At 62.9% G+C, this 13,376-nt stretch carries 20 protein-coding genes, 1 tRNA gene and 1 other annotated feature; of the genes, 4 read left to right on the plus strand and 17 right to left on the minus strand.

The window, feature by feature from the left end:
* Positions 1-27: 27 nt before the first annotated feature.
* From QFZ42_RS17460 to QFZ42_RS17520, 13 genes are all read right to left on the minus strand, one after another.
* Positions 28-1,179 carry an AAA family ATPase gene (locus tag QFZ42_RS17460; protein ID WP_307702167.1) on the minus strand — a complete coding sequence of 384 codons (1,152 nt, stop codon included), beginning with the start codon at positions 1,177-1,179 and terminating at the stop codon, positions 28-30.
* A gap of 18 nt (positions 1,180-1,197) precedes the next feature.
* Positions 1,198-1,626, minus strand: a complete 429-nt coding sequence (locus QFZ42_RS17465) for a TadE/TadG family type IV pilus assembly protein (RefSeq protein ID WP_307702168.1) — start codon at positions 1,624-1,626, stop codon at positions 1,198-1,200.
* Positions 1,623-2,090, minus strand: a complete 468-nt coding sequence (locus tag QFZ42_RS17470; RefSeq protein ID WP_307702169.1) for a TadE/TadG family type IV pilus assembly protein — start codon at positions 2,088-2,090, stop codon at positions 1,623-1,625. The genes QFZ42_RS17465 and QFZ42_RS17470 overlap by 4 nt, the downstream gene beginning before the upstream one ends.
* A complete protein-coding gene (locus QFZ42_RS17475) occupies positions 2,090-3,313 on the minus strand; it encodes a Tad domain-containing protein (RefSeq protein WP_307702170.1) in 1,224 nt (407 codons plus the stop codon). Before QFZ42_RS17475 ends, QFZ42_RS17470 begins: the two co-directional genes overlap by 1 nt.
* Before the next feature lie 46 nt (positions 3,314-3,359).
* A complete protein-coding gene (locus QFZ42_RS17480; RefSeq protein ID WP_307702171.1) occupies positions 3,360-3,536 on the minus strand; it encodes a Flp family type IVb pilin in 177 nt (58 codons plus the stop codon).
* Positions 3,537-3,616: 80 nt separating this feature from the next.
* Positions 3,617-3,799 carry a Flp family type IVb pilin gene (locus QFZ42_RS17485; RefSeq protein WP_307702172.1) on the minus strand — a complete coding sequence of 61 codons (183 nt, stop codon included), beginning with the start codon at positions 3,797-3,799 and terminating at the stop codon, positions 3,617-3,619.
* Between the two features lie 83 nt (positions 3,800-3,882).
* Complete coding sequence (locus QFZ42_RS17490; RefSeq protein WP_307702173.1) at positions 3,883-4,092, minus strand: Flp family type IVb pilin; 210 nt, start codon at positions 4,090-4,092, stop codon at positions 3,883-3,885.
* Between the two features lie 126 nt (positions 4,093-4,218).
* A complete protein-coding gene (locus tag QFZ42_RS17495) occupies positions 4,219-4,500 on the minus strand; it encodes a hypothetical protein (RefSeq protein ID WP_307704261.1) in 282 nt (93 codons plus the stop codon).
* Positions 4,501-4,520: 20 nt separating this feature from the next.
* Complete coding sequence (locus QFZ42_RS17500; protein ID WP_307702174.1) at positions 4,521-6,032, minus strand: type II and III secretion system protein family protein; 1,512 nt, start codon at positions 6,030-6,032, stop codon at positions 4,521-4,523.
* 25 nt (positions 6,033-6,057) lie between these two features.
* Positions 6,058-6,900: a Flp pilus assembly protein CpaB gene (gene cpaB / locus QFZ42_RS17505; RefSeq protein WP_307702175.1), complete on the minus strand. Its 843-nt coding sequence runs from the start codon at positions 6,898-6,900 to the stop codon at positions 6,058-6,060.
* A 38-nt stretch (positions 6,901-6,938) separates the two neighbouring features.
* A complete protein-coding gene (locus QFZ42_RS17510) occupies positions 6,939-7,523 on the minus strand; it encodes an A24 family peptidase (protein ID WP_307702176.1) in 585 nt (194 codons plus the stop codon).
* Between the two features lie 37 nt (positions 7,524-7,560).
* On the minus strand, positions 7,561-7,707 hold the full coding sequence (locus QFZ42_RS17515; protein WP_307702177.1) for a hypothetical protein: 147 nt from the start codon (positions 7,705-7,707) through the stop codon (positions 7,561-7,563).
* 269 nt (positions 7,708-7,976) lie between these two features.
* Positions 7,977-8,684 carry an SDR family NAD(P)-dependent oxidoreductase gene (locus QFZ42_RS17520; protein WP_307702178.1) on the minus strand — a complete coding sequence of 236 codons (708 nt, stop codon included), beginning with the start codon at positions 8,682-8,684 and terminating at the stop codon, positions 7,977-7,979.
* Positions 8,685-8,825: 141 nt separating this feature from the next.
* Between QFZ42_RS17520 and QFZ42_RS17525 the strand changes: the two genes are divergently transcribed.
* Positions 8,826-8,901: transfer RNA gene (locus QFZ42_RS17525), tRNA-Lys, on the plus strand.
* 39 nt (positions 8,902-8,940) lie between these two features.
* A complete protein-coding gene (locus tag QFZ42_RS17530; RefSeq protein ID WP_307702179.1) occupies positions 8,941-9,549 on the plus strand; it encodes a hypothetical protein in 609 nt (202 codons plus the stop codon).
* Here the strand turns inward: QFZ42_RS17530 and QFZ42_RS17535 are convergent.
* Positions 9,525-10,756 (minus strand): IS3 family transposase gene (locus QFZ42_RS17535; RefSeq protein ID WP_307701677.1). Its coding sequence is split into 2 segments (ribosomal slippage): positions 9,525-10,468 and positions 10,468-10,756, totalling 1,233 coding nucleotides; the frame shifts between segments, so codons are not numbered across the junction. The genes QFZ42_RS17530 and QFZ42_RS17535 overlap by 25 nt on opposite strands.
* Positions 10,362-10,478: a sequence feature (AL1L pseudoknot), on the minus strand. Its footprint overlaps the gene before it by 117 nt.
* A gap of 186 nt (positions 10,757-10,942) precedes the next feature.
* Here QFZ42_RS17535 and QFZ42_RS17540 point away from each other — a divergent pair.
* The gene (locus tag QFZ42_RS17540) at positions 10,943-11,830 is read left to right on the plus strand and encodes an AlbA family DNA-binding domain-containing protein (protein WP_307702180.1); all 888 of its coding nucleotides are present in this window, start codon (positions 10,943-10,945) and stop codon (positions 11,828-11,830) included.
* 72 nt (positions 11,831-11,902) lie between these two features.
* Here QFZ42_RS17540 and QFZ42_RS17545 read toward each other — a convergent pair whose 3' ends face one another.
* From QFZ42_RS17545 to QFZ42_RS17555, 3 genes are all read right to left on the minus strand, one after another.
* Complete coding sequence (locus QFZ42_RS17545) at positions 11,903-12,331, minus strand: type II toxin-antitoxin system YafO family toxin (RefSeq protein ID WP_307702181.1); 429 nt, start codon at positions 12,329-12,331, stop codon at positions 11,903-11,905.
* A 12-nt stretch (positions 12,332-12,343) separates the two neighbouring features.
* On the minus strand, positions 12,344-12,568 hold the full coding sequence (locus QFZ42_RS17550) for a hypothetical protein (protein ID WP_307702182.1): 225 nt from the start codon (positions 12,566-12,568) through the stop codon (positions 12,344-12,346).
* Positions 12,569-12,868: 300 nt separating this feature from the next.
* The gene (locus QFZ42_RS17555; protein WP_307702183.1) at positions 12,869-13,063 is read right to left on the minus strand and encodes a hypothetical protein; all 195 of its coding nucleotides are present in this window, start codon (positions 13,061-13,063) and stop codon (positions 12,869-12,871) included.
* A 58-nt stretch (positions 13,064-13,121) separates the two neighbouring features.
* On the opposite strand from QFZ42_RS17555, the gene QFZ42_RS17560 reads away from it, so the two are divergent.
* Positions 13,122-13,355, plus strand: a complete 234-nt coding sequence (locus QFZ42_RS17560; RefSeq protein ID WP_307704262.1) for a hypothetical protein — start codon at positions 13,122-13,124, stop codon at positions 13,353-13,355.
* The last annotated feature ends 21 nt before the right edge of the window (positions 13,356-13,376 follow it).

A 13,376-nucleotide genomic window follows, 5' to 3' on the forward strand; every position in this document is an offset into this window, starting at 1 on the left:
AAGATTCGCCTGGCCGCAGCGTGGGCGTCAGGCTCGGCGAAAGAGCCGGCCGATGAAGCCAGGCGCTTCCTTCGGGCGTGGGCTGAGGGTGAGGGAGATCTCCTCGAGCCGCTTGCACAGCGAACTGCCCCGCGACGTTTCCGCGAGAGGCACGCCGCGGTTGATCGAGGCATCCACATCCTTTCCGCCGTCGGGCACGCTGACCAGCGTCGCTCCGCCCAGCGAGCGGCGCATGTCGGACAAACCGATCTCGCCGCCGCCGGCGCTGCGGTTGACCAGCAGTTCGACCTTGCCGGCCGGATAGCCGAGTGCCTTGAACATCTGCATGAGGCGCGTCACGTTGCGGATGTGCGGCAGGCTTGGCTGGAGCACCGGAAAGATGCGGTCCGCCCGGTCCAGCACGCGGATGGCGAGCGGATCGATGCGCAGGCCGAGGTCGAACAGTACGAAGTCGTACTGCGCGGCGGCAACCTGCAGGATTGCATCGATATGCTCGGCTTTGACCTCCAGCGCGCGCGAGAGGTCTTCGGGTGCGGGAAGAATGCTGAAGCCCGGCGCCACCTTCACCGTGCTGGCGGCAAGCAGCGAGGCATCGAGCCGGCCGATGTCGCGGGCCACGTCGGCCACCGTGGAAGTGGGCCGCAGGTCGCTCACGCAGGAAAGGGCATCGCCGAACTGCAGGTTCAGATCGATCAGCAGTACCGAACGGCGCATGGAGAGCTGGTGCCCGATGTTGGTCGCCAGAAAAGTGGCGCCGCTGCCGCCCTTGCACGGCATGAACGCAACCACCTGCCCCGGCTCCCTGGCGTGCGAGCCGGCCATCTTGAGCGCGATGCGCTCCACGGCCGCCTCGAGCGCCGCCGGCTGCGGCGGCGAAGGCAACACTTCGCGCACGCCCGAGCGCATGGCGAGAATCAGGAACTCGGGCGTCTGCATGGCGCAAAGCAGCACCACCGCGATTGCGGGATAGCGCATCGTGAGCTGCTCCACCATTGCCAGCTCATGAGGGTCGCAGCACATGCCGTCCACCAGCAGGAGCTCGGGCGCCGACCGTTCGACGACCCATTGCATGCGGCTCTTGCCTCCCTCGAACGGGGAGACGACATGGGAACGTGCTTCGAGCACCTTGCGCATGTCCTGCAGATGGGCTGCATTGGGCGAGATGATGGAGATCTTCATGATGGGTTCCGTTTCTCTCTACGAGCAGATGGTCGGGCTGTGGGGGTCCTTCCGCATGACTTCGCGCGGCAGGAAGGTGGAGAAAGCCGGCATCGGGATCAACGGCGCAGTGGCCCCGACGATGGGCGAGATCCATTGGTAGTTGAGCCCGGTGATGCCCACGGTGACGCCTTCGCAAGTGGAGGCAGTACAGCCCGCGGGCGTCCAGGCCACGCTCACGGTGGCGATCTGCGGAAGCAGGGCCTGCATGCGGGCCAGCACCAGCGCCTGCTGGGCGGTGTCGTCGCACACCACCGCGTAGCGCGCGCCGGCGCGCGTGGCCTCGCTGGCCATGCTCCACGTGAACAACATGCGCGCAAAGTCCACGATGCCCAGCAGCAGCATGAGGAAGATGAGCAGGCCCAGCGCAAACTCCACGGTGGTCGCCCCGGATGTGCGGTGTCTCATGATGGAGCCCTCATGGTGGCGGTGATGTCGCTGAAGACGATGTTGCCGTTCGCATCGGCGAACACGAGGCCCATCACCGACGGAAAGAGCGAATGGAAGCTGTAGCCGCTGATGCGCACCGTCACGGTCGTGATGAGCGGACTCGCCCCTGCCGCCTGCCACGTGCAGCAATTGCCCACGGGCACGTTCGCCAAGCTGAGGCCGCGCGCCACTGGCGTGCCCGCACCGGCGGTGTTGCCATAGACCATGAGGTTGCGCGCTTCGGTGATGTGCGTGCCCGGTGTTTGCACCGACAGGTAGCGAACCGCGTCGCGGGTCGACTTGACGACCAGGTTGTATTCGTACATCGCACGGCCGAACTCGGTCGTGATGAACGTGAGCAGCAGCAAGAGCGGCGTGATGAGTGCCAGTTCGATCAGCGCCGCGCCGCGCTGCGGGTGGTTCGATGTTTGTTTCACGTGCATCACCTCACCAGGACCGGGACCAGTGGGCCCAACACGCCACCTGCGAGCCCGCTTGTCGTGCACGGGCTGCCCGCAGCGCCGGCATTGCCGCGGAACTCCAGCCATGTGTCGCTCATCGGAATGGTCAGCGGCTGCAGCATCAGCATGCAGGCATAGTCAACGACATGCGAACTGCCATCGATGACCGGCACCGTGACGATGCGCCGATCCAGACCGTATTGCTTGTGCCCTCCGGCAACGTTGCCGGAAGCGGCCAGCTTCTGGAAGCTGTTGAGCGAAAGCCCAGTGATGTCTTCGCAATCCTTCACCTTGCCGCTGGCGGCGCAGGATGCGAAGGACGCGCGCTTGGCCACGAAGTCGCCGTAGGCATTGGACTGCGCGGGCCAGGTGAGCGCGGTATAGGTATAGCCGGTGTAATCGGGCCGCTGCACGCTCGGATTTCCGCTGTTCTTGTAGATGCCGAAGCGCTGGTTCCAGACATCGACCACCGAGGTCTGCACGCCCGGGGTGCCGAGCGTGTCGCCCACCTTCGTTCCGCAGTGATTGTTCAGTTCGGATTCGGTTTCCGATGCGCTATTGCTGCCGTCGAGATTGGCCCAACCGATCTCGCCGCCGGCGGATGCGTTCTGCGCCTGGATCAGCTTCACCCAGTCGCCGACGTTGAGCCCGTAGTTCGGCGCAACGCCTCCCGCCTTCGGCTTCAGCGCGACGGGAATCGGACAGGTGGTCTGCGCGCTGGCCCGTGTGGCCACTGCGCTGGCGAAGACGCTGCCCGTCGCAGGATAGGCGGTGGTATTGCCGGAGAAGGCCCCCATGGCCTTCATGAGCCAGATGACAATGTTGGGCTGGGTGTGCACGCACTGCGCATACGTGGCCACCGCCGGGTCGACGCTGGGCGCATAGGAGGCGTCGCGAAAAGTGATGTCGGCGAGGGCCAGTTGACCCTGCCCGCTCCATGTAGCGGACTGCATGTTGACCCGGTTCGCATTGCCGGCGGTCTGGCCCGCGCTCTGGGCCCGCGTAATCGCGGTGCCCTGCTTGTCGAGCTCGCGCGCGGCGGCCAGTGCGCAACTGTCGACGGCGGTCTGCAGCTCTGTCCGCACGACGAACAGGTGACCGAAGTCCAGCGCAACGCCCATGAATCCGAGCAGGAACAACAGGACCAGTGCAGTGGTGATGATCATCGCGCCGCGCTGACGGCGGCCGGGGTGGCGAACTTGCATGATCGGCTTCCTGTGCAATGGTGGCGGTTCAATAAAACTCTGCGCTTCAGTCGCACTCCACGCCGCCGAGGCAGGTGAAGACGCGATCGACGAGATCGACGAGGCTGGTGCCCGTTGCCAGTGGCCGCAGCGCGATGATCAGCAGGATCGAGATCACCGCGATAAGCAGTGCGTACTCCACTACCTCGGCGCCGCTTTCATCCCAGAGGAATGACTTGAACATGATGAGTACCTCACTTTTGTACTGAGTGCCACTTGGACGGTGGGCGGCGGGTGGTCAAGCCACCCCCCGCCTCTAGCCGTCTATGCGCAGGGTCCGGTTCCCTTGAGGCAGTCGGCCACGTTGGTGATGAAGGTCGAAAAGCCGCCGCCATTGGCGGTAAGCGCCTTCAGCGCAACAACCAGCGCGATCGAGACGACAGCGATGATCAGCGCGTACTCGATGACTTGAGCGCCGCTCTCGTCCTTCAGGAATGACTTGAACATGGTGATTACCTCGTTTCTGTGTTGAATGGACAGTGGAGACAACGGAAGCGGACAACGCTTTGCCCGCTCCGCCCTCGAGTTGCTCAGGGGCAGGTGGCTGTCGTGAGGCACCTGGTCACAGTTGCGATAAAGGTCGAGAAGCCGCCGCCATTGGCGGTAAGCCCCTTCAGTGCAACGACCAGCGCGATCGAGACGACCGCAATGATCAGCGCGTACTCGATGACTTGGGCGCCATCGTCGTCGCGCAGGAAGCTGCGGGTGTATTGGCCAATGGCCTTAAGGACGTTGTTCATGAGTTTTCCTTTCAAGGTTCAAATAGACGAATGGATTTCGTCGGTTCGTTAAACAGGTTGGGAAATTGAGTTGTTGCAGTTCGTGGCGCGCTCCTTTCAGAACGGGGTTGGTAATGCAAGCCGCGGTTACTTGGCTCCGCCACCAATGGCACCGCCGATGTTGATGACATTGACCGCAGGCGGCGGCGTCTTGTAGGACTCCTGGTACTGCAGCATCGATTCGCGCGCCGCGCGGCCGTCCATGCCCACTACCGGATTCCCGTCCTTGCCGGCCTCGGGGTTGAGCGTCATCTTCTTGCGGGCGTCGCGCACCGCATCGCCGAAGCGCGCGTCGTAGTTGGGCGTGACGTGGGAGCATCCGGCGCCCAGGAGCAGCGTCAGCGCGAGGGTGGTCGACTTGATGAACATGGTGGTGCTCCTCACGGGTGTCATTGGGTGTTGCCGGCCGGGGCGGCCGGTGCCGGGGTGGAGCTTTCGAGGGCTCCGTTCAGGTAGATCTCGGCGCGGCTCGGCACAACGTGGTTGTCGGTCGGCACGCGAGGCGATTCGACCAGCGGCTTCACAAGACGCGGCGTGATCACGAACATGAGTTCGGTCTGGTCGTTCTGGAACTCGGTGCTCCGGAACAGCGCCCCCATGACCGGTACTTCGCCCAAACCCGGGTAGCGCTTGATGGTCTCGGTGGAGTTGCTCTTGATGAGCCCCGCGATGACGAAGCTCTGCCCGTCGTTGAGCTGCACTGTGGTGTCGGCGCGGCGCACGGTCAGCGAGGGCAGCACGGCGGTCACGCCGGTGACGGTCGTGAAGGGCGAGCCCGTCTGCGACAGGTCCGACACTTCCGACACCATCTTGAGATTGATGCGGCCGCCATTGAGCACGGTCGGGGTGAACTTGACCCCGATACCGAATTCCTTTTCTTCCAGCGTGATGTTGGTTCCGCCGCCGCCGGCGGCGCTCTGCGCGACCGGGATGAAGATCTTTCCGCCCGAGAGGAAACTGGCCTGCTGGCCAGTGATGGCCATGATGTTGGGCTCCGCCAGGATGCGCACCAGGCCGTCGTCCTTCTGGCCGTCGATGCCGATCGACGTGCGGCCGATCCTCAGCGCCTCGATCAGTCCGCCGCCTCCGCTCAGGAAACTGGAGATCAGCGAGTAGCTGTCGCGACCGCCGCCGCCCGAGCGGCTCAGGCCGACGCGCGCGCCCAGCCGGTCCAGCAAGGTCTTGCTGATCTCGGCGATCTTCACTTCGAGCATGACTTGCTGCGGCGCCGTGATGCGCAGCAGGTTCACCACCTTCTTGCCGTCGGCGCCGTAGGCCGAGGCCAGGCTCATCACGTCGTCGAGCTTGAGCGCGTCGCTGATCTCGCCGGTGAGAACAATCGATCTTTCCGCGCTGCGCACGCGAATGCGGTTCTCTTCGGGCATCAGCTCGGCCAACTTGGACTGCAGCGCGCCCGGATCGATCGTCACGACAACGTCCTTGATGTAGCAGGTGCCATCGGCGCTCTGCAACACGACGTTCATCGAGCCGGCCTGGCGGCCGCGAAAGAACAGGTCGGTCGGGCTCAGCAGCATGACGTCGACGTCGGCCATGCCGTCGCCGGCGTTTCGTGCCGCCGCCGCAGGCTGTGCCGGCTGCGCGGTGGCTGCAGCTGCGGCCGCAGGAGCGCTGCTCGGCGGCTGTCCGCTGACCACGATGCGCGCGACGCGTGTCTTGAGCGGAATGACCACCGACTTGCCGAGCACGGCCTGCGTGGGTTGATCGTCGGGAATGATGGCGGTGCAGCGCCGGTTGGCGGGCGCGGCGGGTGCGCTAGCCGCCTGGACGGCCACCGGCGCTGCAGCCGATGCCGCAACTGCGACGTCCGCGGCCATGACGGGCAGCCCCAATGTCGCGAGTACCGCCAGCAGCACGGCGGGTGAAGAAGAGAGATGTTGCACTTGTGGTTCCTCCTTGAAGGGATGATCAGAAGCAGGTGAGCGAGCGGGCTGCGTGCTGGATGACTTCCACACACTCGGACGGCCGCGACGCGACGTGGGCGGCACGCGGCGCCCGCGCGGGGGTCGGCCGCTCAGCCACCGTGGCTGCGACCGGCAGGATTTCCTTCTCGCCGAACAATTGCCCCTTGGTGATGCCCGCGGTGGCGACCGTGGTCTTGTCCATCTGGTTGCGCAGCACCAGCGAGAGGGTTCCCACGCTGCGCGCCAGGTCGAGCTTTTCGGAGTCTTCGAGCGACAGCTCCAGCGTGACGGCGCTGACCACCTTCGGTTTCGTCTCGTCGCGGTTGGCCTCTTGCGCCACGGCCAGCACCAGCACTTTCTCGAGCACGGTCTTGCTGATCTGGCGGCCCTCCTCGCCCCGGTTCTTGTCCTGCTGGGCGTTGACCATCACATCGACGTAGTTGCCCGGCAATGCGAAGCCCGCCACGCCGACCACGTCGTTGACCCGCACGGTCATCGCACGCTTGCCGCTCGCAATGACAGCGGAGAGTCCGCCCTGGGTACCCACCGGAGCGAGCTTGCCCTCGAGGATGGCTTCGCCGCGCAGCACCCCGACCTTGACCACGCGGTCTTCGAGCGCCTTCGTGTCCTTGAACGCGCCTGTCGGAACGGAGCCGCTCGGCCAATCGACCATCGACAGCATCTGCGGGTTGACGCGGCTGCCCAGTTCGATGTCGACGGCCGCGACGACCACCTTGTTGGAAGCGATGCCGCCCTGTCGGGAAACCCAGCCCGCCGCATAGACCGCGGCCGCCAGGCCGGTCAGAAGAGCCAGCAGAAGCAGCCCGAGCGCTTTGACGTTTTTCATGCGAATCTCCGCCGTGTGTGTGAAGAGTGAAGAAAGGGCTAGACGTAGCCCAGCTGGTGCGCCAGAACCTGTGCCACCGTTCCTGCGCAGATGCAGATGCCGTAGGGCAGCTTCCCGACGGATTGCCTCTCATCGATCGTTCCGGACGGCCGCACGCCGGCCATGCCCGAGACGGCCATGCCCTGCGCGGCTGCCTTGACGTTGGCCAGCATGTGGCAGAGGCGGCGGCGATGGATGGCGAAAGCCACCGCGGCCACGCCGCCGGCAATGCACGTGAAGAGAATGGCCTGCAGCGTTTGATAAGGCCCGAGAAAGGCGCCGACCATCGCCATCAGCTTGACGTCGCCCGCGCCCATGATTCCGAGCGCGTAGAACGGCAGCATGATCGCGAGCCCCGTGCCCAGCCCTCCCAGTGCATGCGACGCGCCCGAGAGCGGCGTGCGCGCCGCAAACGTTCCGTAGATGACCGCGAACGTCATGCCGCCGAACGTCAGCCAGTTGGGTATGCGATAGAAGCGCCCGTCGCTGACCGCGGCCATCACCAGCAGGACGAAGAGTCCGCCCATGCGGAAGTCCGAGGCCAGCATCGTCAGCAGGTCGAGGAAAGCGTCGAATTCGTTCATGGTGCGTGAGCTCCGTAGAGAAAGATCTGTTGCGCCTTCAGGCACTGCGCCGCAGTGCAAGCAGCAGGAGCAGACACACGACCAGCACGAGCGCACCGATGAGCGCAAACTCCATGAACGACATGCCCGCGTCTTCCCGCAGCAGGTTCATGAAGCCTCTTGGCAGCAGATTGATCGGTTCCATGCGTATTCCCCAGTGAGGTGGCCAACCGGCGCCGCTTGCTGCCCGTAGCGGGCGAAAGCGTTTTGCCGTGGAGTCACTGTAGAAATTGCGCTGCCTGCACACATGAGCGGTGCGCCCCTTCCGAAGGGAGACAAGCGCCCCGCTTCCGCCGACCGCACCCATGACAAAGCGCCTGCCTGAAAACAGTGGGCGGGCCATTGCTGCGGCGCAAGGCAAAACGCCCTGGCGTTGCGCCAGGGCGTTGTTCTATTTTGAGCGGGCGCCGAGCGTCAGGTGTCGAGCGTCAGGTGCTGGCCATGCAGCGCCGCAGCCGCCGGCGAGGCAAGGAAGCCGATGGTCTGCGCGGCGACCGACGTCGACACCCATTCCGCGGGATTCGCGTCAGGCATGGCCTGCCGATTGGCCGGCGTGTCGAGCACGCTGGGCGCCACGCTGTTGATGGCCACGCCATGCGGTGCCGCTTCGGCCGCCATGGCCTCCACCAAGCGCTGCAGCGCGCTCTTCGAGGCGATGTACGCCGCCATCGCGGGCAGACCGCGCGCCGCCACCTTGGCCGTGACCGCGACGATGCGCCCGGCACCACGCTCGATCATCGAAGGCAGCACCGCCTGCGTGACCGCCACGAAAGACCAGGCATTGAGATTCATCATCCGGTCCCAGCTTGCCCGCGTGAGCGCGTGCGTTGCCTCGCCCATTTCGAAGCCGCCGGCAATGTGCACCAGCGCATCGATGCGGCCGAAGGCCTTGAGGGCCTGGCCGGCCAGATCGGCCATCTCTGATGGCGAGGTCACGTCACCCGCGAGCAGCAAATGCTGCGAGTTGTCCAGGCCCGGAAAGACTTCGGTCAAACGGTCCGCGCGATGATCGACCAGTGCCAGGCGCGCGCCCTGCTCGAGAAAATGCTGCGCCACCGCGCGGCCCAGTGCGCCCGCGGCCCCGGTGATCACGACATGGGGTGTGTTGATCGTGTCGGTCATGAAAGATCTCCTGGTTTGAAGGCCTCGGGGCCCGTCGATGATGACGAATCCTACCGCCGCTCCGTACAAAAGCGTTGAGCCCCAAAATTTTTGCGCTATACTTGCGGTCTTGCCTAAAAACGCAAAACGTTTCGAGCGCAAGGGCTCTTAGCTCAGTTGGTAGAGCAGCGGACTCTTAATCCGTAGGTCGAGTGTTCGAGTCACTCAGGGCCCACCACCAACACCAGAAGTAGCGCGGTTTCCGTGCTATTTTTTTGTGAGCACTGTTCCGCAATCGCGGATTGTGTTCCGCAAAACTGAAAACCTCCCGCCTATCGGCGCGGAGGTTTTTTCTTTTCTGGCCGGAGACCGTCGATACTGCGCTGCCATCCGCATCAGCTACTCATCGAACATGGCTCAAACCTTTACTCTTCGGTTGCTCCTCGCTGGTCAAGATGACCTGATTTGCGAGGTTAGAGAGCCAGAAACGAAAAGGCTCAGGAACGTTCTCGCGGGCGACGACTTCGAGGACGGCTTCTTTTGGTTCGACACCATTGATGGCCGAAGCATCATCGTGAACACGGAGCATCTCCAAGGCGCTCGCTTTTTGTGGGACTTCATCCCGGGACCACCAGACTCCCGGATCAATGACAGCCACGAGTTCCTCATAGCATTCGTGGGCAAAGAAAAGCTATCAGAGTCTCCCAGTGAAGATCCCAAGGAGATGTACACGCTGTTCTGGGAGCTTGAGCTCGGAGGAACGAAGACAGTGACCTTCATCGACGTGGACGGCGAACCGTTTACCTTGATCCCGCGGCAGGTTGAATCGCCCCGGCTTTCGTGGAGGCCGGTTGGTTTAAGTCATACCACCGCCGTGGCGGTCTGACTGGCGAGTTGCCGATAGTAGTTTGCCTCAGCTTCTGCAGGCGGGATGTAGCCGATCGGTTCGAGCAGGCGTTGGTGGTTGAACCAGGACACCCATTCGAGCGTTGCGAACTCCACCGCCTCCTTGGTCTTCCACGGTGCTCGGCGATGGATCAACTCGGCCTTGTAGAGCCCATTGATCGTCTCGGCCAGGGCGTTGTCATAGGAGTCGCCTTTGCTGCCTACTGACGGCTCGATGCCCGCCTCGCCCAGCCGTTCGGTGTACCGGATGCTGACGTATTGCGAGCCGCGATCCGAGTGGCAAATCAAGCTGCCGTCGCGCTCGGGCTGACGGTCGTACAGCGCTTGCTCCAAGGCATCGAGCACGAAGTCCGTGCGCATCGAGCTACTGACCCGCCAGCCCACAATGCGCCGGGCGAACACGTCGATCACGAAGGCCACGTAGAGCCAGCCCTGCCAGGTCGACACGTACGTGAAGTCCGAGACCCACAGCTGGTTCGGACGCTGCGCGCGGAACTGCCGGTTGACCCGGTCCAGCGGGCATGGCGCCCTGGCATCGCTGATCGTGGTCTTCACCACCTTGCCGCGCATCACGCCTCTCAGCCCCAAGCGCCGCATCAGCCGCTCGACCGTGCAGCGCGCCACCGCAGTGCCCTCGCGTGCCAGTTGCCTCCAGACCTTGTCGGCCCCATAGACCTGCATGTTGGCCTGCCAGACGCGTTGTATCGCCGTAATGAGGACATCGTCGCGGCGTGCTCGGGCGCAGCGCTTGTGCGGCTCGCGCAGCAGTGCTGCGTGTCGCCGGTAGCCCGACGGGGCAACCTGCAAGACCTTGCAGATCGGCTCGACCCCGAAGGTGGCGCGATGCTTGTCGATGAAATCCCTCAGGACTTCAGCCGGCGGTCGAGCTCCGCCTGGGCGAAAAACGCGCTCGCCAGCTTCAGGATCTCGTTGGCCCTGCGCAGCTCCTTGACCTCGCGCTCGAGTTCCTTCAACCGCTGCGCCTCGCTGGTCGTCACGCCTTCTCGCACGCCGTGGTCGATCTCGTCGCGTTTGACCCATTCGTTCAGCGTCTGCGGCACGCAGCCGATCTTCGGTGCAATCGATTCGATCGCAGCCCATAGCGACGGGTACTCCCCACGGTGCTCCTGCACCATCCTCACCGCGCGCTCACGCACCTCGGGTGAAAACTTGTTCGACTTCTTCATGGCTCAATCCTCTCAGAGTGTTGAGCCTCCACGAAATCCGGGGCGATTCAGGTCGTCTATTTGTCAGCGCCAAAAGAAGTGATTGACGAAGGTAGACGCCAAGTGGAAAAAGAAGATGAGCTCTGAGGTGAGTGAGGACTCAGGCGAAGCAGTGAAACCTAGTGGTCGTTGAGCGGAGCGGCATCGATGGATTTACGAGAATGGTTCGACGCGCTAACAGACAACAAGATCCGCGCAATGAAAGGTGATCCCGAGTCACAAGTCCTTGACTGCAAGAACATCGTCGGAGAGGGCGACATGAAGCGCAACCTTGCTGTTGTACTTTCCGGTTTTGGCAACGGGCAAGGCGGCATATGCATTTGGGGCGTTGACGCACGAAAAATTCAAGGGATCGATTGCATCGACTCATTTCCAGGCATCCCAAATGCGCGGCAGCAGGCAACTCGTCTTGACGAGCTAACGCCAACAGCAGTCTCGCCCGGAGTGGCAGGGGTTGTGCACCGAGCGATTGCGAAACGCGGCGAGACCCATGGGTTCATCGCCACGTTCGTTCCAGCCAGTGATGCTGGACCGCATATGGCTCGGTATGGCGAGGATCGCTTCTACCAGCGGATTGGCCTGAGCTTTTCTCGCATGGAGCAATTCCAGATCGCGGACATGTTTGGCCGAAGAGCGCGACCGGTGCTTGAAGTGGGGCCAGTGCAGATTGCCCCGTATGAGATCTTGGTCCAGATTGTTAATTCCGGGCGTGGCGCAGCACGAGGCCTGTTCATCGAACTCGGGGTGGATGGGCCGTTTTATAGAAATGGCGGGGGCGTCGATGGAAATCGGAATGAGGGGCTACCCTACGTTGGCCGCAATATTGACGGGACTTGGTTGCACGCAGGCGACGCCAACACATTGCTTCATCCGACGATGCACGCGACGGTAGGGGGGGTGTGGCTAGGCTTTGAGCCAGCCAAGTTGATCAGCCAAGGAATCGTTCCAAAGGTCTTGAAGATTCGCTACAAGGTCGGCGCCCTCGACATCGCCCCTAGGTCGGGGGTTCTTGAGGTCCATCTCAGAGAACCGTGACTGCCGTGAACATACGCCTGTCACAACAGCACGTGCTACGGACGTAAAAGCCCTCTGGAGAGGGCTAGATCGTCATCCGATCACAGCACCGCGCTCTATGAACGCTTTCGCGATGAGAGAGAGCTTCCGCATCAGCGTCTGATGTTCTGGGGTTCGCATCAACGCCACCTCGTGCGCAGTTGGTTCACCCAGGATGTAGATCAGCAAGTGCCCATGGGTCTGATCGCTCGCATACACCAGCGCCCGATCACTCACCTTTCGTGATCGTCTCCGCCATTGAATATCCCACTTAACGAGCGCGGAGGCTTCCAGCGGGACTAGATGAACGTGCTCCAGCCCGCCAGGGGCAATGTACGAGCTGTCCTTTCCGAACAGGTAGCTGGAGTACTCCCCAGCCACGCCGAGTGACTTCCAGTGATCAAACTCGGCAGCGAAATTGTCCGGGTCTTCGCTCAGCGTGGTGAGTTGCCGACGCAAGGCCTGCGTGCAACGGGTTGCCAACGGAGGCTCGGCTCAGTCGATGTGAGCGAAGGCATCGAGCGCGGACTCGACTGTGAAGAGGCGAGCGTTGGCCGGGTCTGCAATCTTGCGAAACGTGTTGTAGGTCTGCTCGCTGACGCGCACCACAGTCTGTGGACGCTTCTTGAGGACGCGCACAGCGTAGCTCACCCGCGCCGCTCGACGCGTGGGCGTCAGGTGCTTTTGCAGGCCGGTAACGGTGACTACGGCGGTCGTCATAAATTTCTGTTCGCGGTCTTAACTTCCAACGGAAGTTATTTTCACCCAATTGACGGTTCCGTTAATAGGTCAAACGCTATGTCCTTGGGAGTACCGTAGATGAATGCGGCCTCTGGGAGTTTCAACTTTTCGTGGATTCCCCGGTTGACATCCCGTCAATGCTACGTTGACCGCTACATAATCAATAGCACGATTGCCTTCTTGACAGGGTTGCTGCGTCGCGACATCGGGCGCAGCAGCGGGTCAAACGAGCGGCTGCGCGGCCGACGCGCCCGACCGACCACTAAATAATGCCGTTAATTAACGGTCGTCCGTCGTGTTGATTGGCCTCAACCAGTCCACCGCCGCTTGGTCAGGAGACATCGCTCGGAGGCGTTCGTCGCGCCACAAGCCATGCGCGACTTCCTCCAGATCGAGCGGATCAACGGTGTGCCGCTGCTGCTGCAGCCGGTGCGCACAGGCGGCAATCCAGACGGTTGCAGTTACGTTTTCCATGGGCTCATCATAACCAATCTACTGTATATTTGTACAGTACAAAGGTATTAAGACCGTGATGCCAGAGCCCCCTATTGAAGAAGAACTCGCCGAGATGGCGCGGCAGGTCGGCGAACTTGTCGAGGGGGAGCCGATGCGCTCAACACTGCTGGAGTTCGCCGATCTGGTGTCATGCAGGTGCGCGAGGATCGGCGACCAGTACGGCGATTGGGACCGCAATGCGGGCGACCACGTCCGAGCGGTGATGCATGGGTTTCCGGTGCTGCTGCCGAAACCGCGAGCCGGCGAGTGATACCTCATGCGCGTGAAGATG

The sequence above is a fragment of the Variovorax paradoxus genome, assembly GCF_030815855.1.
Classification (GTDB): Bacteria; Pseudomonadota; Gammaproteobacteria; order Burkholderiales; family Burkholderiaceae_C; genus Variovorax; species Variovorax paradoxus_M.